Origin of the sequence: Phocaeicola faecium, assembly GCF_014837055.1 — a bacterium.
GTDB classification, from domain to species: Bacteria; Bacteroidota; Bacteroidia; order Bacteroidales; family Bacteroidaceae; genus Phocaeicola; species Phocaeicola gallinarum.
On record NZ_JACSPQ010000009.1, the window covers coordinates 1 to 22,622 of the forward strand.

Below are 22,622 nucleotides of genomic sequence, written 5' to 3' on the forward strand. Positions count from 1 at the left end.
TCCGAATCGACTACAAATAACACCGATTCGGAACTAATTCACAAAATTTGCAACGTGGTTTACCGAATGCTTACGATGTATTGATAGCTGGTAATGTCTCAAAAGAAAATTCAGTACAAATTACACTCTCAGTTTCAGATTTGCCCGATAATGGAATTTACACTATAGTATTAACCAGTCCTAATCCTAATGATAGGGTATGGAGCCAATTTGAAAAATGAATGCCATGAGAATAATTTCTTTTGAAAAGCTCTGTGCCATTCATAACCAAATATACAGGCAAGGTACTGGCACACCAGAAAAGTTTGCTAAGAAAGTAGGATTGTCAAAATCACAGTTAGGCAAATATCTGAACTATTTCAGATATGACTTAAAAGTGGATATCTTGTACGATAAATACCGACAAACTTATTATTATGACGGAGAAGACCTGTTCTCGGTATTGGAGACTACATTATTTCATAAGAAATAGTATACAAAAATAGAAAAGCATGATAACTGGACAATTATCATGCTTTTCTATTTTAGAATATCCTGCGAGCGGATTGTAAGAATGGATATTTGCATAAAAAATAAAAAATATGAAATTTCCATTTTACAGACAGCTTGATGCTATGGACTGTGGTCCCACCTGCTTGCGCATGATAGCGAGATATTACGGGAAAAAATATTCCGTACAACAACTTCGCGAGAATTCCTATATCCAGCGCACAGGAGTGAATCTCCTGGGAATAAGTGAGGCAGCAGAAAGTATAGGGCTACGTACAACCGGAATACGTACGACTATAGACAAACTGAAGCAGCAGTCTAAGCTGCCTTGTATCCTACACTGGAATCAGATGCACTTTGTAGTATTATATAAAGTAGAAAGATCGAAAGGGAAAACATATTTCCATATAGCCGATCCGGCCTACGGTCTACTGAAGTATGAGGAAGAAGAACTGAAAAAATGCTGGATAAGTACACGCCAAGGAGGTATAGAAAAAGGCATTGCGATGCTGGTAGAAACAACACCGCAATTCTATGAAACAGAGCCGATAAGGTATGAGAAACTGTCGCTATGGTATCTGTCCCGTTATGTACGACCATACAAGAAAATGATAATGCAACTATTTCTTGGCATACTTGGAGGCAGTATCCTACAGCTTATATTCCCATTCCTAACACAGACAATAGTGGATCAGGGTATCGGACACAGGAACATGAGCTTCATAGAACTAATACTGGTAGCCCAGCTGATGCTTGTATTCAGCAGGACGCTGATAGAAGTAATCCGGCGATGCATACTGTTACATATAAGTACAAGAGTCAACGTAGCTCTCATATCGGATTTTCTAGTCAAACTAATGAAACTACCAATGCGTTTCTTTGACAGTAAACTTGCCGGTGACCTGATAAGGCGTATAGAAGATCACAGAACCATAGAAGTTTTTCTGACACAATCGGTATTGAATATTTTATTCTCTGTTCTGACCATAACCATTTTCGGTATTGTACTGGCCATATATAGTTGGAAAATATTCCTTGTGTTCCTGGCCTTCAGCATATTCTATATAGGATGGGTAAAACTGTTCATGAAGAAACGTGCAGACCTGAACAGAAAAAACTTTGAACAAATGGCACTGAATCAAGATAATCTGATGCAATTGGTGTATGGAATGCAGGATATCAAGCTACTTGGGTGTGAGAGGCAGAAACGATGGGAATGGGAAAATATACAGGCTTCGTTATTTAGAATAAACCTCCGCTCGCTGAATCTTGGGCAATGGCAACAGGTTGGTGCTGTATTGATCAACGAGGTGAAAAACATACTGATAACCGTAATGTCTGCTACGGCAGTATTGAATGGTGATATAACACTTGGTATCATGCTCTCCATACAATACATTATCGGTCAAATGCAGGGGCCTGTTGAACAGTTTGTATATTTCATGCAACAGTCACAGGATGCAACGCTGAGCTTAGAAAGGCTTGGGGAAATACATGGAAAGGAGAATGAAGAGTCTGAATCAATGCAAACGGTAAATCAAGTCTCAGGAAAAGATTCTATCTCATTAAGAGGACTACAGTTCACCTATGGTTCGGAGAAATCCAAGCGTATCATAAAAGGCATTGATCTGGATATCCCAGCAGGAAAAACAACGGCAATTGTAGGACTGAGCGGTAGCGGAAAAACGACACTGATAAAGCTGATGCTCGGATTCTATCCACCTACAGAGGGAAATATAATAGTCGGTGAGACACCCCTACAAAGAATCAGCTTCAAAGAATGGCGTAAACACTGTGGTGTGGTAATGCAGGAAGGATTCATATTCAGCGATACTATAGCTAATAACATAGCACCGGATGCAGATGTTATAGACCGGGAAAGGCTATTGTATGCGGTAAAGATGGCAAATATAAAAGACTTTATAGAATCACTCCCTTTAAGGTATAATACCAGAATTGGAAGTACCGGACAAGGCTTAAGTCAAGGGCAGAAGCAACGTATACTGATCGCCAGAGCAATATACAGAAATCCGGATTACCTGTTCTTTGATGAAGCAACTAATGCCTTGGATACGGACAATGAAAAAACAATACAGGAGAATCTAAATCAGTTCTTTGAGGACAAGACTGTTGTCGTAGTGGCGCACCGCCTTAGTACAGTGAGAAATGCAGACCAGATAGTAGTATTGAAAGACGGAGTAATCACCGAGAAAGGAAATCATGAATCATTGATTTCAAAGCAAGGAGACTACTATAGACTGGTGAAGAATCAGTTGGAACTTAATGCGTAAATCAATATGAAAGAAGAAACTGATGAAAAGAAGCAACCTGCGGGTGAGAACATAGAGCTATATTCGCGAGAGAGTTCGAGTGATATGCTTGGTGACATGCCAAACTGGCTGATTCATACAGGTAGCTATATCGTGTATGGTCTTATAATAGTGTTACTAGCAGGAAGTTATGTATTCAAGTACCCGGATGTAGTTACAACAGATATATCTATTGATGACTTTTCAAAAACAGAGTGGATAATGGCCAATGAAGATGGGATAATCGATGATTTCTTTGTAACAGATGGGGAAAAAGTAAAGAGAAATGACACCTTAGGTATAATACGTAATACGGCATCTCTCGGTGATGTAAAAAAGTTCTGCAAGGTATTGACACGTGTCGAGTGGTTCTATAGGACAGACGATCCTTCGCTTCTTGATGACTATCCGTTTGATCTGATTATGGGAGAAATGTCTTCCTCGTATGAGCAATTCACGGAAGCTGTACGTGCCAATGTCTTTGCCAGTAAATACAATGCGTATGATTATAGAAGGAATTATCTCAAACAAGAAATAAGAATACTGATGAAAGACTCAACTAATAATGAACTTGCAATCCTGAATGCAAGAAGAAACTTGTTTGAAATGGAACTGGAACATAAAATGGAAACAGCCAAAAACAAGAGATTACTTGAACTGGCATACGAAAGAATGGTAAACAGCCTGAAATCGTGGGAGAACAGATATCTAATAAAAAGTACAAACGATGGAAGAGTACTGCTGGGAAAAGGCTGGAGCATAAACAACCGTGTAGCTGTAGGTGATACAATCTGTTCGGTTATATCAGAATATAAAGGGCATCCTAAAGGTCATATTAAACTAAACCAACATCAAGTGGCTGATATAGCCCAAGGAGATAAGGTAAACATTGAATTATCAAAATACCCAACGCACACGTATGGATATCTGATAGGTGAAGTGAGTTCCGTGACCTATGTTCCTTCAAGTAAGAATTATGCTGTTGAAGTGGAACTAACTAATGGAATGTATACAACTTCAAAATATGAAATTGATTATGAAGTAGGATTAGCTGGTCAGGCAGAAATAGTCACTTCAAGCCGTAGTATATTGAGCAGAATCTTTGGTCCGATCTATCAACTTTTAAAATAATAACATTATGGAAAAGAAAAGCAAACGCATGAAAAACAAGGCTATAAACGCCTTAGAAAGAAACAATCACTCAAGTATACATGACGATGAAATGTTAGGACTGGATGAGTTATTCGGTGTTCAGGGTGGTGTTGACCGTGATAAAGAACAGGAGCATGTGGAAGAATCCTGTGGTTTAGGATGTTTTGGCAGAAATATTGTAATAAAAAAGACAAATGACAAACAATGACATATACATATTGAATCCACATTATCACCTTCGGAATGATACGAGACGTATTCTTTTGTTTTCTAAGTTCCATACTAATGGAAAAAGTTCAAACAACTGGTACGGTTTCATTCATCCATTACAAGCCATAATGCTTGGATTTTTTACCTATAAGCGAAACTTGAAAGAGAATATCACGCTTTTAAGTCAATATTTCCATCGTACAGAATCTGAAATAGAACGCTATGTTATCCCGTTTATAAATAATGATAAATTGTTGAGTACACATTGGCATAACACAGAAATAATATTCCCCAAGAATGTGTTGGTAAAAGCATCACAAAACGATACATATTTAGCACTTTCTCCTGACAGTTTTATTTGTCATGATTTAGATCTTATTAGTCGAAGATTATATAACGCACCATTGTCAATAACTTTAATGTTAACGAACAGGTGTGTAACTCACTGTAATTACTGCTATGCTGATACACATACCAGAATTATGAATAGACTATCAACAGAACGTATATGTGAATTAATAGAAGAAGCAGGAAAACTTCAGATGAAAAGCGTCAATCTTATAGGTGGTGAGATTTTTTTACATCCTGATTGGGCATTGATATTAAAGAAAACTGTTGATTATAAAGTAGAAACTGAGTATATATCCACCAAAATGCCTTTAACTTCTAATATAATAGATGCTCTATTATGGACAGGATATAAAGGTATTATACAGATATCCTTAGATTCATTAAATAGTGATGTATTAAAATCATCCTTGAATGTAGGTAATGATTATCTGAAATCTGTTATAAATGGTATAATGCTATTGGATGACAGCGGATTAAAATTTCAAGTATCAACGGTCTTGACAACGTATAATTCAGATATAAAGATAATGACTGAATTATTCAGTTTCCTTTCAAAACTTAAAAATATTACAACATGGAATATCGTTACTGTACATGATTCATTAAATTCTCAATTAAAAGATTTCCATTCATTAAAACCTTCTCATGAGCAACTGAATAAGCTATTTGAGGAACTAAAAGAAACTGTTAAATACTCGAAGATTAATGTCGCAATAGACGAAAACACATTGAACAAGGAATACTATTCTGACCAAGGAGGAAGTAAATATTTTAAAGGGAATAAATGTTCGGCTTTAAGTATGCAGTTTTTCATATTGCCTGATGGAAAGGTAACCATTTGCGAGCAACTTTACTGGCATCCATATTTTATCATAGGAGATGTATGCAATAACAGTTTGAGCAGCGTTTGGAATTCTAAACGAGCAAAATTTTTGGCATATAGAGCCTGGAATGATATCCGTCCAACAAGTAAATGTTACGAATGCACATTGAATAAAGAATGTTTTGAGCACAATAACCGTTGTTGGGTAGATATTATGAAAGCATACGGAAAAGATAATTATGATTACCCTGACCCAAGATGTGAGTTTGCGGATAAAATGAAAAATTATATTGGATATTGATTATGTTTTGGGAGAAACTCTTAGTAGCGGATTGTAAAGGTGTACATTTGTTTTGTGATAGACAAACTATTATAATAATTTTAAAACTGAGGTATTATGGAAAATTTGAATCAAAAAAAGGTTAAAGAAGAAAATGATTTAAAGAAAGAAGAAATTGTTCCTGCAGAAGATGTACTTACAAATGAGATGGAAGAAGAAGTTGAAGGTGGTAAACTTAACATTTGTATTTCTGGAAAGCTTGCTCTTGAAGATGCGAAAAGATAAGAGGAGCCTCGTTAAAAGTTATAGCTAATATGCGAAGGTGCATCAAAAGATGTACCTTCTTTCTTATTAATTATTGATTTATGGGCTTATGAAATGGTCACAATTTAATTTCCTTTTCTATTCAAAGAAAATAGGTTATTATCTTCATAATACAAGAATGTTATCCTTAATAAAATTGGATAAAGAAAGTTATGACAAACTTTTGAAAATTCGTAAAAATCCTGATCGTGCAAAGTTTCTACTGAGTGAAACAGATTATACGTATTTTGTTAATGCAAAAGTTCTTGTATCGGAGCAAGAGGATAGTAATTATATAGAAAAAATGGAATATAAAAAGCGTAAAGATTCCTTTGCATCCACTTCGTTAGGCTTGGTTTTATGTCCAACATTGGCATGTAATTTTGCGTGCCCTTATTGTTATGAAAAAAAATTACCTACTAATGTTATGTCGGAGGTTGTTCAATCTCAATTGGTTAATTTTATCAACAAATATGTAGGTAAGTGTAAGTCTATAACTTTAGATTGGCATGGTGGAGAACCTCTTCTTGCATTTGAGACTATCAAACAAATATATTCTAAATTTGAGAGCGAATCTAAACTACCAATATCATCATCTTCCATGGTTTCAAATGGATACCTTTTAAATGAGGATATTTGTAGTTATCTTGCATCTAAAAAACTAAATTATTTACAAATTACGATTGATGGTAATAAATTTACTCACAATAAAACCCGCGTCTTAAAAAATGGGGGATCTTCTTTTGAGAAGATTGTTGAAAATATTGATATGGCTTTGGAACTAATGCCTAATTGTTGCATTGGTGTTAGGACTAATATTGGATTATTAAATAAAGATGAATATGTAGACCTTTATAATGAACTGTCAGAAAGGTGGAAAGATAAAAACTGTTCTATTTATCATTCTTTTATCGTTGATAATAGCTATTATTCTAACTGCAATAAACAATGTTCACAGGAATTATCAACCAAAGAGAAAAATGATTTTATGGTAAATTTAGCCCAAAATGGTATAGTTAAGAAAAAATTTATCTATCCTCAAAGAGATTGTAGTTTATATACTTGTACAAATAACAATTCATTTGTAATAGATCCTTTGGGATATTTATATAAATGTTGGGCAGATGTTGGTATACACGAACGTTCTGTTGGAAATTTGGTAAATGGAATTACTAATTATGATATTTTTTCCAGATTTATGGTTGGTTCCGATAAGTTTGCTGACGCTAATTGCCGTAAATGTACTTATTTACCTATATGTAATGGTGGATGTAATCTTTCTAGGGTTAGATCGTTGGAACGTAAAGTGCCATATAATAATTGTTCAATAGATAGTGAAGGCTTGACAAAATATCTAGAGACTTTTTTAGAAATGCGTTAAAAATTGAAATATGAGAAAGTTAGTTACATTATTGGTATTATTATTCAATACATTTATAATTAAGGCTCAGAGTATTTCAGGTTCTTTAATTGATGAGAGTGGAAATCCTATAAGTTTTGCCAATGTTGTGTTATTGAATCGTTGTGATTCTTCTTTTGTTCAAGGAACGATAAGTGATGAAAATGGAAACTTTAGTATAGGACCATTTACTGATGAAAATATACTTAGAGTTTCATGTCTTGGTTTTTTACCAATAACAAAAGCTCATACAAATTCTCCGGTAACTATTGTGATGCAAGAAGATATTAATCTATTGAGTGAAGTTGTTGTTAATGGTAATTTACCTGTGACCCGCATGAAAGGTGATGCTATGGTGACAAATGTGGAGAACAGTGTGTTGAGCAAGGCTGGTTCTGCCAATGATGTATTGACCAAAATACCGGGTATTACCAAAAAGCAGGATGCATTTGAGGTTTTCGGGAAAGGAACACCTCTTATATATATAAACGGCAGAAAACTGCATGACTTATCTGAGCTTGAGCAACTTAACTCTGATGAAATCAAGAATGTACAGGTTATCCGTAATCCCGGTTCAAGATATGACGCAACCGTAAAAGCTGTTGTCCGTATTCAAACGGTTAAACGTCAAGGGGATGGTTTCGGATTCAATTTGCGCTCCAGCTATTATCAGTCGAAGAATACGGATTTGATAGAACAGGCAAACTTCAATTACCGGCATGATAATTTGGATATTTTCGGTTCTATATATTATAATCAGATGGAAAGCTGGCAGGATTTCAGTATGAAACTGGAAGAAAGAGGAACAAAAGTTTGGAATCATGATATGAAGAGCAATGGCGAGTTTTATTCAAAGATGCTAAACGGCAATGTCGGATTCAATTATCAGCTGAATGACAATCATGCTTTCGGTATGAAATATAAGGCAGGAAAGACCCTGAATGAAGAAAATCCGCTTTCTAAAGAAACCGATATAAATGTTGACAATGTATTCTACGACAACATAAAGGTAAACAGTTGTGATTACTATCATTACGATCCCGACCATGAACTGAATGCATACTATAACGGACAATTCGGAGATATGAATCTCGATTTCAATGCCGATTATCTTCAGAATGGCAAGCGTAGCAACTCCGTATTTCAGGAAACCAGCCAGACTTCGGAAAGCCGTGATGTTCATTCTGCCAATCGTGTAAAGAACCGGCTTGTGGCAGGAAAGCTGACTTTGTCACTCCCATTGGGTGGAGGTGCTTTTGCCGTGGGCAGTGAAGTAACCTATACCCATAGAAATGACGACTATTTGAACGAAGAAAACTACGTGCCGTCTTCATTCAGTAAGATTGAGGAACTCAATGCTGCCGGATATGCGGAGTATAACCACAGTTTTCCGTGGGGTGACTGGTCGCTTGGATTGAGGTATGAGCATGTCAAGTTTGACTATTATGAAGATGGCAAGCATGTGGACGAACAAAGCCGTACATTTGATAACTTCTTTCCGAATATTTCATTCTCAACTCAATTGGGAAAAGTGCAGACACAGTTGAGCTACACGGCAAAAACCCAACGACCGACTTACAGCGAGTTGAGTAACAATATATTTTATTCAGACCGATTTACCCTTCAAAAAGGCAATCCCACACTTCGTCCTACCATTATACACGACCTGACACTTTCCGGTGTCTGGAGATTCCTACAGATATCATTGTCCTACTCTCAGACAAAGGACTGGATTCTTAATTGGGGAGAACTGGTAAATGAAGATGCCTCACTGACCATGCTGAGTCAACGCAACTGGGATAAGTCTGTTCCTATGTTTGCCGCATTTCTGTCCGCCTCCCCTAAAATCGGGTGCTGGTCTCCTATGCTGGGTATTGGTATGCAAAAGCAGTGGCTTACCATAGATTTTTTTAAGGAATCGAAAACTTTGGATAATCCCCTATTTACCGCTTCATTCAATAATACTTGGGAATTGCCACTTGGCTTTATGTTAGGTCTTGATTCATATATACAGAGTGCAGGTGCTACACAGAATATTTATTTTGAAAAACCGAACGGCTATGTGAACGTGTCGCTCAGAAAGAGTTTCTTGAATGATGCTTTGAGTGTTGAATTAAGAGGCAATGACATTTTCAATACGAATAAGATAAGCTATAGCATGTATAGCGGTGACTATTATCTGTATCAAAAAAGCGTATGGGACAGACAGGAGTTTGCGGTGACAGTCCGTTACAAACTTAATGCAGCAAAGAGCAAGTACAAGGGAACGGGAGCCGGAAACAGCCAAAAGAGCCGTATGTAAATTGATTAAGACTGTAAAAATGAGAACTATCAGAACGTTATTAATATTGGTTTGTACACTTATTTCAGTTAGTGTATCGGCACAAACCATAAGTGGAAAACTGATTGACGAGAACAGCCAGCCGTTGCCCTACGCCAATGTGGTGCTGCTGTCATTGCCGGATTCGGTATTTGTGGATGGGGCTACTTCGGACGACAAAGGAAACTTTATCCTGAAGGATTTATCTTCCCGAAGCTACCTGTTGCAGGTTTCATACATAGGTTACCAGCCGCAGTCCATACTATTAGAAAATCTGGATCGGAAAATAAACTTAGGAGATATCCGGTTGGTGCAGGACGCCGTGGCTTTAAAAGGCGTAACGGTAACAGGCAGTAATGTGGTGGAAAAAATAGACCGGCAGATTGTCATCCCTTCTTCCAGACAGATCAAAGCGGCTACGTCCGGTTATGAGTTGCTGGGTCACATGCAGCTTCCGGGGCTGAAGGTGAACAGTATGGAAAGAAGTATTTCGACCGTAAGCGGAGGACGTGTGCAGTTGAGAATCAACGATATTGAAGCATCTACCGCACAGGTCCAAGCTCTGAGACCAGACGAGGTGCTGAGGGTAGAATACATTGACAATCCGGATATGCGGTATGCCAATACGGATGTGGAAGCCGTCATCAACTTTGTAGTGAAGCGCAGGGAGTCGGGCGTTGCGGGAGGATTCAATCTGACCAATGCCGTTACGACCGGTTTCGGCAATGACAATGTGTATATCAAGGTCAATCATAAGCTGTCGGAGTTCGGTTTCAACTACTATGTGAGCTATCGTGACTATAATGACCGTTTTGTGGATGAGGACCAGTCTTTCAGCCTTCCGGATGGAAACCGCAACCGTTATCTGAAAGGTATAACTACTCCTTTCAATTACGCCGACCATTACCTGGAGTTGAATTATAATCTGACCAAACCGGAAAGATATGTATTCAATGCCTCTTTCACGGACAATATTTTCCGTTCTCCCCATAACGATTACGGTCAGATTATCCGGGAGGAAGGCAAAAACGACATCTATAGTTTTACAAAGAAAATCAATAATTCCAATTCACCTTCCTTGGACCTGTATGGAAAAGTGTCGCTACCCAAGAAGCAGGAATTCCTACTGAATGTGGTAGGGACCTATATCAGTTCCGACTTTGAACGGAACTACAATGAAGCGCTCAGCGAAGGAGGCACTCCATATTCTGAATACATCTACAGTACGGATGGAAAAAGATATTCATTGATTGGTGAAGGTATTTACAAGAAGAACTTCAAGGACGTGGCTTTAAGCGGCGGGTTGAAATACACGCTGGCGTACACCCATAATAAGTACAAGGGTGACGTAAACCAGACGGATGGGATGCACAGTTCGGACTTGTACGGTTATGTGCAGGTGAATGGAAAATGGAAGAAACTAAGCTACCTATTGGGCGTAGGCCTTTCAAGGCAAAGCTATGATGAATCCGGAAAAGGGTATTCGTTCTATATGTTCCGCCCTTCGGTCTCATTATCCTACAAACTGTTTGAAGGAGCGACTCTTAAATATGTGTTTTCCAGCACACCGAATGTGCCGTCGCTGTCATCACTCAGTGACATCCGTCAGCAGCTTACGGATATAGAGGTCAACCGTGGTAATCCCAATCTGAAGCCATACCGTTCTTACAGCAATACGCTTCAGCTTTCATGGGGAAACAAATGGGTGGACTTGCAGCTGAAAGGAGGCTATTATTTCAGCAAGAATCCAATCATGGAAGAGGTAAGCAGGGTGTCACAGCAAGACGGCAGCTATCTGTTCGAGTATGGTGTGGATAACCAAGACCGTTTTTCAAGGTTGAACGGGCAGCTCTATGCCAATGTGGACATTGTTCCTGATATGCTTTCACTCAGTCTCTATGGTGGTGTGAACAGATACGAGTCGAAAGGAAATGCCTATCTGCATACCTTCAACGCATGGTATGGTGGCGGCAATTTGTCATTCACTTATAAAAAGTTCTCGGCTTATGCGGTTGTCTCCAGCCGTTATAACACCTTGTTCGGTGAAACGGTCAGTTACGGTGAGAAAAACTGTATGCTTCAATGTTCATACAAAATCAAGCACTTCAATGTGGGTGCCGGTATGCTTTATCCCTTTAAGCCCAAAGGATGGAGCGGTGGCACGAAATTGCTGAGCAATGAGGTGCGGAAAGAAACTTGGTCTTTCATAAAGGATAACGGAAACATGTTCCTGCTCACTCTGTCATGGGATTTCAGTGTGGGAAAGAAACACCATGCAGGAACCAAGACCACGAACAATGTAGACCGGGAAACTGGTATTGTTATGTAACACTATCTCCAAAAATATATTTTAATACAGAATCCCCTTATTCCCCTAATAGTAAATCAACAAAGGGTAATAGAGGATTCTGTATGGCTTTATACCTTAATTCGCGTTTTTAAGCAAAATCTTATTCTCTCTTAGATTATTTTATCGAAATTCAATTGCTTTTGAATTTGATGAGCCTTGATGATTTATGGTTTGTAGTAATATAGTATCTGAATGATAAACAGCTAAGTATTTAAGATTGATTGAATTTTGATTAAATATTTAAATGACTCCAATAGAGTTTCTCAATAACAATTCTTTTAGCATGTTCCATTTTCTGGGCGTTAGTACCATAAAAACAATAATCAGCATCTACTTCTTTTCTTTTTTGATAACAGCCTCTGTTACATATTGGAAAAATCGAACAAGACAAGCATCCCGTACTATTCTGAATATATTCTTTTTCCAATTCTTTTCTTAGCCATTGGATTGTTCCATTCTCCAAAAGAATTCCCTCATTAGGGGATGTTGAAAAGTTTCTTGCCGTACATTTAAACACACGAGCATCGTAGTTTACTATAAACTGATTTTTCTTATCGGCATAACAAGGATTAAAAATTGTATTTGGACATGAATCTGGAGTTACGCATATATAATTATGTTCTCTAAGTTTAGAAACAATCTCATCAACTTTGGTTAATACCTCCAGCTTGTCTGAATCTTGCCAGACTGCATGAATCGAGAATCTTAGATTTTGAATTTCATTTTTTGCCAAACCACTAAAATCAGATATAATTTCTTGATAAATAATTTCCGTCTTTTGAGATATATTATATCTAACAGAAACCTCAAATCCCTTTTTAAGGCATAACTTGATGTTCTGTAGTATTTGATCGTAAGTATTATGGTTCCCTTTAAGAAATTTCACCTTATTGTGACTCATCCTATTACCATCTAGGGTTATTTGAAATCGTTTTACATGATGCTCTTGACAAAAATCCAAGAACTTTTCTGTAATTAAATAACCGTTTGTTGTAAAGTTCGAAACTACATTTACGTTAGAATTCTTAGTTATTTCTTGCAAGTCAGAAAGGAAAGTATATATAATGTCTTTATACATAAGAGGCTCTCCTCCAAACCAGTCTATTCTAATATTTTTCAATTCACTATTTGTGTCAAATTCTATTTTTATATACTTGATAATACTTTGAATAGTAGCAGCAGATATTTTACTTTTTCTAACATGTGTTTCGTAACAGTACCAACAATTGAAGTTACAATTTAAAGTTGGATTTATGATAATATAAAGTAAAGATTTGTCACCTTTGCTTCGTTTTAATATATCATCGATAATTGAACTTTCATCAATATTTTCATCAATAATAAATTTATTGTCTGACAATAAATTATTGATCTTTTCACTGTATAACGCTGCCATACTCAGGTTTAGGAAAAACTTTTCTTTTAACAATCCATACACTTCAGGTGTCAATGTTAGACAAGTATTGTAAAGTGTATTATAACCAATTATCTTATGGTTATATTCAAAAAAAGTATTATATTTACTATCTTTCATATTCATAGAAAAAAGGGAAGGACATTCTATCCCTCCCATGATTAAATTACATAATAAATTCAGTAAAAATCAACACCCGTGGCAATTGACGATGTTTATATCTGGATTCTGGGTATTTGAAGTTAAATCTTCAGCTTTCACACCTCCTTCCAACTGTTCCTTCTCTTGCTCTGTAAGTTTTTCTTCCTTGAGTGCATCATTTTCTTCTCTCACATCTTTTTTCTGTGTAGATTCTTCTGGTTTCATTTTTTCAAATTTTAAATTAAACAATAATTTCTTTGACATAGCAAATGTACAAACAGAGAATCCGCTAGTAAGAGTTTTGAAGTTTCTTCTGATTACATTTTTATTTATATGAATATCAGGATGTTGCAAAGTTATCAAAGTTCAAAGTATCAAGATACCTTACGCAGTATATAAGTTGATAACAACAGACATATATCATGGACCTGCTTGATTTTATTGGCAGAGGAAAACTTCTTTGTCAAATTTAGAATTTACTAATCAGCAACATAAGAATACTCATTTACTCCTTTATAAAGGAGAAGAACTTGAAAAACTTTATTTTCTATTCAATTTTACATAGAATTTATACAGAACAAGAAACAGGGCTATTGGTTGTCAGTGGTTCCAAAACCTTATTCAATATAATATCTAATATCATAATAAGTAGAAATTCATTGATTTCACAATTCTTACATACAACCTTAAAAACACATCCTGACACATCTTTACATCCGGAAAATAAACAAACGATTTCCGAGCAAAAGAGAGACAAGCAAACGGTCTGATATCACAAGCATCCATATCCGGATAACGCTTCTTTATCTGTTCGGAAACCGTTTTATTCAATGCAGCCACAAGGTTAGCCAAGCGGATAGGATTCCATTGCAACATTTCTAAAATGACCATTCCATCTCTCTTTTCAACGATTACGGCATAATCATCCTGCACATTACGGACATAATAACATATAAAATCAAAGGCTTCAGATACCTCATCCCCTACATGAATGCCGATGATACGCTTTTCTTTCTCCACAGAGGAAAAGCACTTTTCTATCTGCTTCAGCACGTAACCGCATACAACGGGAGAAGAAGAAGCCAACAGGTAAGCCGGTGCATCCGGTTCTCCCCCCTTTTCAATGGAGTGGAACACACAAGGATTCCAACACAAGTGGATGACGCTGCCCTGACAATCCCCATGCAAAGAAGCGGCACAGTTCCTATTGTTAAACAACAGACGAGATTCTTTTTTCTCCAGATCGAACTGGAAAAGGTTTCTAACTTTATCCGCTTTTGCCAAATCATACAGCAGGTACCCCTGCAAACCGGAAGTATGGCGAATTTTCGCACAACCTTGACTTTCCTCCACATCAAACAAATAATCAATGATCTGTTCCTTCGTACAGCTTGCGGAAAAGGAAAACTCATCTTGTTCGTCTTTGGGCTGAAAGGTCAGCAACAAGGCCAACTGCATGGGGCTTATCTCTGAGAAGTTATACAATTCGATGCAGGAGACCACATCCTTTTTCGGAGAGAACAGCACATATCCCCTGCCGTTTATCTTATACCTTAACATAAAATCTCCCTGCTCGATGGGCAGGTAATCATTTAGAATAGTACGGTAATTCATCGTATTTTAAGTTTAATAATTATTTACATCTGTCACAAGGAAAAGCCTTGCTCATTCTTGCATTTCTTCTTTTTCTTGGACGGGATGAAATCATCCTCATCAGGCTTCTTGCTGCCGCCCGTTACTTCCACATCTGGTATATAAGGAATCGAACCATGCTGCATATACATTGATTCCCGTTCCACCCTTTCACGGAACTCCCCTACCCTATCAATATGCGGCGACATCCCTGCTGCCATACCGTCAAAATGCTTTTGTATATTCCGGTAGGTCAGCTTGCGAGAAATGTCAGAGCCCTTGAACATTTGAGGGCTGTCAATGCCGGACATGCCGAACGAGATGCCATATACACCGCTTGCATTCTCATGTTCCTGCACCTGAATGCCTTCCTGCTCCAGCTTTTCCTTAAACTGCCGGTAACTGTCCGAACCGTTCAATGCCATGAACACATGGTCATAGAGATAGTGTTTCTGCTCATCGGAACTCATGCCCTTATCGTCAAAGCGGATATGTCCGAAACGGTATTTCATGGGCAGTGAGGTATCTTTGACATAGAAGGATGTGTCTTTCATGCCATAGACATAATAAGACTTGTCTTTCTTCGTGACCAAACGCATATACAGTCCTTCATGCTCCAGATTCTTTCGGAAATCTGCCGTATTCTCAGAAAAGGCATACACGCGGTCAAGCTGATGAAGCAGTTCGTCTTTAAGCAAAGGCTTGAAGAATCCTCCTTTTTCCAGTATATGGAAAAGATCATCATATAACTCATCACCAAGCAGAACCAGCCATTCTTCATTGGATAACGTAATTTCATTAATCGGTTTTCCGGAAGACTGCAAGGCATCCGCATGACGTAGCAAGGACGAAACCTTATCCCGGTAAGCATAACTGCGCAAAGCCTTTTTCATGGCTGCATCAAAATAATAAATACGATAATGGGATTCCCCTAAAGTGGTTTTGGCAGAATGACCGTTCTCTACCGGTGTCAATCCGTATTTACGTTCCAGTTCACGGGAGATCTTTTCCGAACGGCGGAAGTTATTGCCTGAAGGAACGCTTCTTCCATCTTCGTCTACCGTAGTCAGAAGGACATGCACATGCTGATGAGCTTTATCAGTATTCAATACAACGGCGTAACAGCATTTACCGTATCCCATCCGTTGGACGTATTCATTGGTCAGCGAAAGCCATTTCTTATCTGTAAGCGTTTCTCCGGGAAATAAGCTAAGGATAAACTCGGCATAGGTCAGTTTTACCCGTTCATTCATTCTTGCTATCAACTGCATATATTCCGGTATGGTTTGCAGTCCGTCACCTGTCGAGGTGAACAATACCCGTGCGTCACCTTGCTCTATCTTCGTAAGCTGATAAGCTACTTTACGTACCATTACAGCCGAAGAAGAAAACGAAGGCTGTATCTCTGCTATCATAAAAGATTCTGTTTTATACGGTCAATATCCGAAAGGTATTCATTCATACGAGTTAAGGATTTCCGTATGTTTTCATCTACAGGAAGCATAATCACATACTTCACCAACTGGTTGATATTAGCTCCAATCTTCTTCAGTTCATACACCGTTTGAATGTCTGTTTTAGTAGTTAAATTACCTTGTAAAGACACTTCACGAATGTATGAAGAAACGGATTTACCAACTGAGTTAGCCCGTTTAACCAGTTTATCCTTTTCCTCTTCTGTCATGCGAATGACTATACTTTTCGTCTTGTTTTCTTTCATTGCATACTATCTGTTAATACTGTAACCGCATGGGTGAGCAAAGCGAACGGATTTCGACTGCTCGGCTGTCGCAAGGATTTTGTATATACAAAAACATACCTTGCATTTCACAAAGATAATGATATATTTCAATATGTAAAAACATACGATGATTTGTTGCCGATTTCTTAACCTGCATTAAGAATACACAGTCAATATACAAGCCTGCACAATACAAATGCAACAAAGTAACAATGTTACATCATATCATAGTTTCATCTTATACAAATAGCAAATATTACTTAGTTGCTTATGTAATATAGTTACTTACTTAATTAATTATATAAGTATGTAATATATTAATTAATTAATTACGAATATATATAAGAATGTAATAAATTGATTACTTAATTTTATTCTTATTTACTTTATAAATTACGTAATTAATCAAGATACTAAGAAATAGCTAAATTTCGTTGTTGATAAAGAAATAAATTACTATATTTGCAACGTGCTTAATCAATAAAGGAATTAAAGATGGGACAGACATTGCCAGGCATAACAGTTGCCTTTGAAAACCCCAAAGGCGGGGTAGGGAAGTCTACACTGACCGCCTTGTTCGCCGGTTACATCCAATCCATGAGTGAGGATGGAGAAGGACTGGCCGTTGCAGTTGTGGATATCGATGACATGCAGAATACGATCGGAAGGTTGCGTGAGAATGAGACTTCGGAAGATGGGGATAAAGAAAACGAATATCAGGTTATCAACATCTCATCCTCCGAGTTTATCAATCAACTGGACTTTTTGAAAGACAGCTTTGACATTATCTTAGTTGATTTTCCGGGAAACCTGAAACAGAACGGCGTGATAGAAGCGTTACATTTCATTGATGTCATTGTCATTCCGTTCGAGCCGAACAATACGGATTTGTCGGCCACGCTCTATTTCTATAACAACATTTATAAGGACATACTTTCAGCCCGGCGCAAATTGGGGCAAAAGACAACGGTGCGTGGAGCCATGAATCGTGTCATGCCGAATGTTCTGGAGTTCAAGGAAATCATGGCGAACAAGAGTGCGCTTCCATTCGAGCTGATGGATAACTACATCAAAGATTCGAGGGTGGACTACCAGAGGAACCTGTCGACACTCAGCAATGCGTACCATCATCCGTGTGACGCATTCTGTGAGGAAGTGTTGGAACTGATTAGCAACCACATTAAAAATTAATTCACATGAAAGGAAATACATCCCAGGCAATGAAGGATCTCTTGATGCAAAGCGCAAAGCAGAAGGAGCAGGAGGTAAAGGAAACGACAAGTGTAGCGGCAAATCCGGAAACGGAAACAACGGAAAACAAACCTTCAGAAATGATCGAAAAAACTGTAGAAGCAGAAGAAAAGCAGCCTAAAGATACGGCGGAACCGTCCTCCAACGAGCCGGCAACGAACGCCAACGTGCGGAAAAGGAAATTCTCGGACTACCTGCAAGACCGGAAGATAAAAGGGAACGAAGTCATCCGCATATCCAGCGACACGCACAGGACGCTCAAGCGCATTTCAACGGCAACGGGAGTCAGCATGTACATCCTTGCATCCAACATCCTTGACATCGTATGCGAAGAACACAATAAGGAGATACAGAGTCTCTTAAAAAAATACATGAGCATGTAACGAAGATACTTCCGGAAAAAGCTATCTGCCTTAGAAGCCATATAGGGATGAATCCACCACAGACGGGGTTCATCCTTTTTTTTGTTTAAAAATCGTTACAACCAAGGACACTTTTACACTTCAAACGCCCCATTCATCATCCCTGCAATGTTAAATAATGTAATAGCATAAAACCTTTCCCCTAAAAAATTTTTCCGAAAGTATGTTATGGTCAGTCGAAACATTTGTTTTCCCATATTTTAGGTTTTTAGGCAATTATGAATTTGTGGGACAGTTGTACACATCTAAAATGGGGAAAATTAGTGCTAGCATATTGAATATTAGTGTATTGCGGAACATCTGCTTCAAAACAGACAAGGACAGTTATACACATCTGGGAGAATAGTCTGGACAGTTATACACATCTACATCGGGGAACAAGGACAGTTATACACATCTAAATCAGGGATTAAGGACAGTTATACACATCTAAATCAGGGATCAAGGACAGTTATACACATCTAAATCGGGAAGTAAGGACACCTGTACACATCTAGAGAGGGGAAAAAGGCACAAGTATGGACAGTTATACACAACTGATCGGGAGGGCAAATGCAGGACCGGCAAGTAAAAGCTCCAAAGAAGCGACTGATTGAAAAAAAATCCCTATATTTGTGGTCGTTATAGGAGATTATGGAGATAGTGGAAAAAGAACTGAGCCGCGTGCCACGAAGCCTGAACGAATCTTCCAATACAGAAGTATTGGAAGTGTTATTCGATTCTGCGGGATCCATTATGTCAGACATCATCATCTATGCCGCATCCTCACAGATGAAAGACCTGTTCGGTGAATGTTGGTTTACGATCAATGATTTCTGCAAGGCAATGGGTTATGAACGCACGCGCCTACAACGGAAGTTGCCGCAAGATGTGTTGGAGAAGCTTTTCGGGAACCAGTCTCCCATATACATGACCGAACAGAACGGGCGGAAAATCGAGCACCCCATTGAAAACTCCTTTGAAGCGGCCATCTACCGGTTAGGAACCTCCAACCTTACCGTCGCCTATTCCAAAGACGGGAAATCCAAGTATAAGTTCATCCAGATATTCGACAGCTTTGAAATCAAGGATGACTTCTCAACCAAGAAGAAAACGAAACGGGTCTACAACATCCATCTGAGCAAAGACCTGCTGAATACACTGTTCACGGAATACAACCTGATTGAGCTGAAGGATTACCGGAAACTTCCGAACCGCAAAGGCTACCGCAAGTTCTATCTGAACCTGACCCGGATGATTTATCTTATCAAATATAAGATCGAGCAGGGAAACGAGCCTTGCTTTACGGCTACTGTAGACCAGCTTGCCGACATATTTGAAGTGAACATCACCAATAATGCAGACCGCAAAAAGAAGGTGACCAGCATCTTGAATGCAATCAACAAGAATTTAGAAGTTACGAAATTCAAGTTTCAGTATGTCAAGGGAGAAGGGGACCGATGGGCTTACACCGTGCAATTTCTGTTTGAAGAAGAAACGCTCAACTACTTTGACGAAAAACTGAAAGCCGTCCTTTTATCCAAATACTACGAAAACCTACAAAGCGAGTTCCTTAAAAAGATAGGCATACACATCAGCCAGCACTACCGTTATAAAGAGGAATTCAAAATAGGGTCAGGACAATACTATCAACCATTCATCGAATGGGCTTATTCAGAAGAAGATCGCCCGCTCAAAGAGAACGTCTATCGAGATACCTACATCAAGGTATTAGGTGTCGCCCCTAAGAACTTTGACCTGCCAACTCTAAAAATCTAAAATTAAATTCCTATATTTGCAACGGATTGTCTGAAAAGGCAGTCCGTTTTTTACATACATACGCTTGCTCAACCAAAGAGTGGCATCTAAAAGTTAAACAACAGCAAGCGCGTACCTGTACCGAAAATTCAAATCGGTGCGGGGCGTGCTTCTGTTGTGGGCAAGCCACTGCCCAGGTTGAGAGGTGCGCTTCCGCACCGATATATACCCAATTAACTAAATTAGACAATGAAGAAAGAAATAGCGATAGCCAACCTGATTGACGAAACTATTCTTAAAATGGGCATACATTCCCATGTACGGATGACCGAAGGTGAGAAGGCGTTTATTAACGAGCACTTTGAGCCTATAACCGTCAAGAAAGGAGAGCATGTAGTGAACAAGGGAGAAGAAGTTCTCTACCTGTATTATCTGGAAAAAGGAAATATAAAGTTATGGTTTCCCGACAAGGAGAACCGGGAGATAACCGCCAAATTCGTAGAAGAAAAAGAGTTTATCAACTTTTTCCTGTCACACAATACACATTATGCCTATTACAACGTAAAAGCCTTGTCTCCATGCAAAATATGGCGGATGGAGAAAAGCAAGCTGCACGATTTTTACAACCTTTCATTCAGTTTCAATAAGCTGGCCAGAATCCATCTGGAGCGTTCGATTATCCACAAAATTGAACGGGAAAACGGGTTCCACACACTGAGTGCGGAAGAACGCTATAAACGACTGCTTGAAACTGAACGGTGGCTGCTGCAATATTTTTCACTGAAAGACATCGCCAGTTACCTCGGCATCACCCCACAGGCATTAAGCAATGTCCGGAAAAGGATATAAAACAGAAATACGACATCAACACAAGCCGGTATGGACAGTTATACACAACTGATCCGTTCCGGCTAATTTATTGTAGAATAATTCCCCACTTCCAATCCAACAAAAGGCGGAAATTTTAATGCAGATTAAAGATATGAGGAAGTCATTAAAAATGACTTTCACAAAGTTTGTTTCGTTATATATAATCTATATGTTTGTAAGCGGAAACAAGTAAAACCGAGCACTTGATTCAATTAAATTAGATATTACTTACAAATTGAATATACAGATGAACAATTATATATATCAACTTAACAAACTTATATTGATTACATATGGAATGGATAAGAATTGCTGCGGTAACAGTAGCGGTATTATTGCTGGGAATTAAGGACACTTACGCACAACAGCATTACAAGGGGGTTTCTGCCCTTGAACTGAATTACGGAACCAACATTTTTGGTAACGCTGACAATTTTGTCAATCTTTCCTATTCCCGATACATCAACCGGAAAAGTTATTGGAAAATAGGAGCTAATTACTTTGAAAAGACATACGAGTATTCCATCACGCTTCCAGAAAGTGAAACCACACTCACGCGGGAAACGAAAGCTAAAGACATATATATAGACGGGAACTATCATTACACCCTCGCCAGTAATCTAAAATCCGTATATTGGGGATTAAACATCGGCGCATTTACTGGAGTCGAACACAAAAAACATTCAGATAAAGAATACCAGTTCATTATCGGTCCTAAAGTCGGCACGGAAATGGAGGTATTCATCCTTCCGCGAATGGCCTTGTTAGCCAGCGTACAACAATATTGGAATCCCTTCTCATTCCATGAATGGAATACGGTCTGGAACATAGGAATCAAGGCATTGTTATATTAGTATAATCACTGTATCATGTTGACAAGCATATTGTTATCCGCCACAGATGTGAGCGGACTGATCGCACTGTACCGTGAAATAGGGGCATATTTAGTCGGAGTCGGTTTTGTCTGTGCCGGATTAGCCGTATTGAAGAAGCTGATAACCAATCATGAACGGACAAAAGAAGCTGTCATCACCTATGTCATTGCTCTTGTTGTCTGGCTAACCGTATGGCAGCTGTTATGAGTACGGCAGACCTGATCATCATGGCCGCGATATGCCTCCTATTCCTATTTTACTTTCGGAAAAAACGCCGGAAGAATGAAGAGCCTGAAAAGAAGTCTGAACACAACACGGATGGGAAGGGGAATCAAGGAGACCAGACAGGTGCAATCCCGGTCATCCACGTCATCTTTCAGAAAGAGGTCGAGGAAGAAGAGCTTGCCGCAGAGATAGCAGACATGTACCTGCACGGACGGGCTTTCTATTACACCGGAAAACACGCTACAGATACACGGAAGGAAGATACCGTATATGTACGGCATAAGGACGTACAATGGAACAAACTGAAAAACATTCATGTATAATCATT

21 protein-coding genes are annotated in these 22,622 nt (G+C 38.5%); 16 read left to right on the top strand and 5 right to left on the bottom strand.

All coding sequences use genetic code 11. The features are described from left to right. Nucleotides 1–226: 226 nt before the first annotated feature. From H9626_RS08920 to H9626_RS08960, 9 genes are all read left to right on the top strand, one after another. A complete protein-coding gene (locus tag H9626_RS08920) occupies nt 227–472 on the top strand; it encodes a hypothetical protein (protein WP_191710258.1) in 246 nt (81 codons plus the stop codon). Between the two features lie 109 nt (nt 473–581). After that, the gene (locus H9626_RS08925; protein WP_191710259.1) at nt 582–2,780 is read left to right on the top strand and encodes a peptidase domain-containing ABC transporter; all 2,199 of its coding nucleotides are present in this window, start codon (nt 582–584) and stop codon (nt 2,778–2,780) included. Between the two features lie 6 nt (nt 2,781–2,786). Beyond that, complete coding sequence (locus tag H9626_RS08930) at nt 2,787–3,929, top strand: HlyD family secretion protein (RefSeq protein ID WP_191710260.1); 1,143 nt, start codon at nt 2,787–2,789, stop codon at nt 3,927–3,929. A gap of 7 nt (nt 3,930–3,936) precedes the next feature. Then, complete coding sequence (locus H9626_RS08935) at nt 3,937–4,158, top strand: hypothetical protein (protein ID WP_191710261.1); 222 nt, start codon at nt 3,937–3,939, stop codon at nt 4,156–4,158. After that, complete coding sequence (locus tag H9626_RS08940; protein WP_191710262.1) at nt 4,145–5,635, top strand: radical SAM protein; 1,491 nt, start codon at nt 4,145–4,147, stop codon at nt 5,633–5,635. The genes H9626_RS08935 and H9626_RS08940 overlap by 14 nt, the downstream gene beginning before the upstream one ends. 96 nt (nt 5,636–5,731) lie before the next feature. Then, the gene (locus tag H9626_RS08945; protein WP_191710263.1) at nt 5,732–5,899 is read left to right on the top strand and encodes a hypothetical protein; all 168 of its coding nucleotides are present in this window, start codon (nt 5,732–5,734) and stop codon (nt 5,897–5,899) included. A gap of 175 nt (nt 5,900–6,074) precedes the next feature. Next, the gene (locus H9626_RS08950; protein ID WP_225230942.1) at nt 6,075–7,298 is read left to right on the top strand and encodes a radical SAM/SPASM domain-containing protein; all 1,224 of its coding nucleotides are present in this window, start codon (nt 6,075–6,077) and stop codon (nt 7,296–7,298) included. Between the two features lie 10 nt (nt 7,299–7,308). Next, complete coding sequence (locus H9626_RS08955; RefSeq protein ID WP_191710265.1) at nt 7,309–9,618, top strand: outer membrane beta-barrel protein; 2,310 nt, start codon at nt 7,309–7,311, stop codon at nt 9,616–9,618. Nucleotides 9,619–9,637: 19 nt separating this feature from the next. Further along, the gene (locus H9626_RS08960) at nt 9,638–11,965 is read left to right on the top strand and encodes a carboxypeptidase regulatory-like domain-containing protein (protein WP_191710266.1); all 2,328 of its coding nucleotides are present in this window, start codon (nt 9,638–9,640) and stop codon (nt 11,963–11,965) included. A 253-nt stretch (nt 11,966–12,218) separates the two neighbouring features. Here H9626_RS08960 and H9626_RS08965 read toward each other — a convergent pair whose 3' ends face one another. The 5 genes from H9626_RS08965 to H9626_RS08985 form a co-directional block, all read right to left on the bottom strand. Continuing rightward, on the bottom strand, nt 12,219–13,520 hold the full coding sequence (locus H9626_RS08965) for a radical SAM protein (RefSeq protein ID WP_225230943.1): 1,302 nt from the start codon (nt 13,518–13,520) through the stop codon (nt 12,219–12,221). Nucleotides 13,521–13,589: 69 nt separating this feature from the next. Continuing rightward, complete coding sequence (locus tag H9626_RS08970) at nt 13,590–13,766, bottom strand: hypothetical protein (protein ID WP_191710268.1); 177 nt, start codon at nt 13,764–13,766, stop codon at nt 13,590–13,592. A gap of 414 nt (nt 13,767–14,180) precedes the next feature. After that, on the bottom strand, nt 14,181–15,155 hold the full coding sequence (locus tag H9626_RS08975; RefSeq protein WP_191710269.1) for a hypothetical protein: 975 nt from the start codon (nt 15,153–15,155) through the stop codon (nt 14,181–14,183). 32 nt (nt 15,156–15,187) lie between these two features. Next, nucleotides 15,188–16,588 carry a relaxase/mobilization nuclease domain-containing protein gene (locus H9626_RS08980; RefSeq protein ID WP_191710270.1) on the bottom strand — a complete coding sequence of 467 codons (1,401 nt, stop codon included), beginning with the start codon at nt 16,586–16,588 and terminating at the stop codon, nt 15,188–15,190. Beyond that, complete coding sequence (locus H9626_RS08985; RefSeq protein WP_191710271.1) at nt 16,585–16,893, bottom strand: plasmid mobilization protein; 309 nt, start codon at nt 16,891–16,893, stop codon at nt 16,585–16,587. The genes H9626_RS08980 and H9626_RS08985 overlap by 4 nt, the downstream gene beginning before the upstream one ends. A gap of 516 nt (nt 16,894–17,409) precedes the next feature. Between H9626_RS08985 and H9626_RS08990 the strand changes: the two genes are divergently transcribed. From H9626_RS08990 to H9626_RS09020, 7 genes are all read left to right on the top strand, one after another. After that, the gene (locus tag H9626_RS08990; RefSeq protein ID WP_191710272.1) at nt 17,410–18,105 is read left to right on the top strand and encodes a ParA family protein; all 696 of its coding nucleotides are present in this window, start codon (nt 17,410–17,412) and stop codon (nt 18,103–18,105) included. Between the two features lie 5 nt (nt 18,106–18,110). Beyond that, the gene (locus H9626_RS08995) at nt 18,111–18,548 is read left to right on the top strand and encodes a DUF3408 domain-containing protein (RefSeq protein ID WP_191710273.1); all 438 of its coding nucleotides are present in this window, start codon (nt 18,111–18,113) and stop codon (nt 18,546–18,548) included. Nucleotides 18,549–19,220: 672 nt separating this feature from the next. Next, nucleotides 19,221–20,345: a hypothetical protein gene (locus tag H9626_RS09000; protein WP_191710274.1), complete on the top strand. Its 1,125-nt coding sequence runs from the start codon at nt 19,221–19,223 to the stop codon at nt 20,343–20,345. Nucleotides 20,346–20,573: 228 nt separating this feature from the next. After that, nucleotides 20,574–21,173, top strand: a complete 600-nt coding sequence (locus H9626_RS09005) for a Crp/Fnr family transcriptional regulator (protein WP_191710275.1) — start codon at nt 20,574–20,576, stop codon at nt 21,171–21,173. Between the two features lie 314 nt (nt 21,174–21,487). Then, nucleotides 21,488–22,048 (top strand): conjugal transfer protein TraO, encoded by a 561-nt coding sequence (locus H9626_RS09010; protein WP_191710276.1) that lies wholly within the window; start codon nt 21,488–21,490, stop codon nt 22,046–22,048. A gap of 15 nt (nt 22,049–22,063) precedes the next feature. Further along, nucleotides 22,064–22,276, top strand: a complete 213-nt coding sequence (locus H9626_RS09015; RefSeq protein WP_191710277.1) for a hypothetical protein — start codon at nt 22,064–22,066, stop codon at nt 22,274–22,276. Then, complete coding sequence (locus tag H9626_RS09020) at nt 22,261–22,617, top strand: hypothetical protein (RefSeq protein ID WP_225230944.1); 357 nt, start codon at nt 22,261–22,263, stop codon at nt 22,615–22,617. The genes H9626_RS09015 and H9626_RS09020 overlap by 16 nt, the downstream gene beginning before the upstream one ends. Nucleotides 22,618–22,622 lie beyond the last annotated feature (5 nt).

Excerpts from the sequence above, each read along its gene's own strand:
- H9626_RS08990 (WP_191710272.1), top strand. The coding sequence starts at position 17,410 with ATGGGACAGACATTGCCAGGCATAACAGTTGCCTTTGAAAACCCCAAA.
- H9626_RS09020 (WP_225230944.1), top strand. The coding sequence starts at position 22,261 with ATGGCAGCTGTTATGAGTACGGCAGACCTGATCATCATGGCCGCGATA.
- H9626_RS08960 (WP_191710266.1), top strand. The coding sequence starts at position 9,638 with ATGAGAACTATCAGAACGTTATTAATATTGGTTTGTACACTTATTTCA.
- H9626_RS08955 (WP_191710265.1), top strand. The coding sequence starts at position 7,309 with ATGAGAAAGTTAGTTACATTATTGGTATTATTATTCAATACATTTATA.
- H9626_RS08975 (WP_191710269.1), bottom strand. The coding sequence starts at position 15,155 with ATGAATTACCGTACTATTCTAAATGATTACCTGCCCATCGAGCAGGGA.
- H9626_RS09010 (WP_191710276.1), top strand. The coding sequence starts at position 21,488 with ATGGAATGGATAAGAATTGCTGCGGTAACAGTAGCGGTATTATTGCTG.
- H9626_RS08940 (WP_191710262.1), top strand. The coding sequence starts at position 4,145 with ATGACAAACAATGACATATACATATTGAATCCACATTATCACCTTCGG.
- H9626_RS08920 (WP_191710258.1), top strand. The coding sequence starts at position 227 with ATGAGAATAATTTCTTTTGAAAAGCTCTGTGCCATTCATAACCAAATA.
- H9626_RS08930 (WP_191710260.1), top strand. The coding sequence starts at position 2,787 with ATGAAAGAAGAAACTGATGAAAAGAAGCAACCTGCGGGTGAGAACATA.
- H9626_RS09000 (WP_191710274.1), top strand. The coding sequence starts at position 19,221 with ATGGAGATAGTGGAAAAAGAACTGAGCCGCGTGCCACGAAGCCTGAAC.
- H9626_RS08965 (WP_225230943.1), bottom strand. The coding sequence starts at position 13,520 with ATGAAAGATAGTAAATATAATACTTTTTTTGAATATAACCATAAGATA.
- H9626_RS08985 (WP_191710271.1), bottom strand. The coding sequence starts at position 16,893 with ATGAAAGAAAACAAGACGAAAAGTATAGTCATTCGCATGACAGAAGAG.
- H9626_RS08995 (WP_191710273.1), top strand. The coding sequence starts at position 18,111 with ATGAAAGGAAATACATCCCAGGCAATGAAGGATCTCTTGATGCAAAGC.
- H9626_RS08925 (WP_191710259.1), top strand. The coding sequence starts at position 582 with ATGAAATTTCCATTTTACAGACAGCTTGATGCTATGGACTGTGGTCCC.
- H9626_RS08935 (WP_191710261.1), top strand. The coding sequence starts at position 3,937 with ATGGAAAAGAAAAGCAAACGCATGAAAAACAAGGCTATAAACGCCTTA.
- H9626_RS08970 (WP_191710268.1), bottom strand. The coding sequence starts at position 13,766 with ATGAAACCAGAAGAATCTACACAGAAAAAAGATGTGAGAGAAGAAAAT.
- H9626_RS08945 (WP_191710263.1), top strand. The coding sequence starts at position 5,732 with ATGGAAAATTTGAATCAAAAAAAGGTTAAAGAAGAAAATGATTTAAAG.
- H9626_RS09015 (WP_191710277.1), top strand. The coding sequence starts at position 22,064 with ATGTTGACAAGCATATTGTTATCCGCCACAGATGTGAGCGGACTGATC.
- H9626_RS09005 (WP_191710275.1), top strand. The coding sequence starts at position 20,574 with ATGAAGAAAGAAATAGCGATAGCCAACCTGATTGACGAAACTATTCTT.
- H9626_RS08980 (WP_191710270.1), bottom strand. The coding sequence starts at position 16,588 with ATGATAGCAGAGATACAGCCTTCGTTTTCTTCTTCGGCTGTAATGGTA.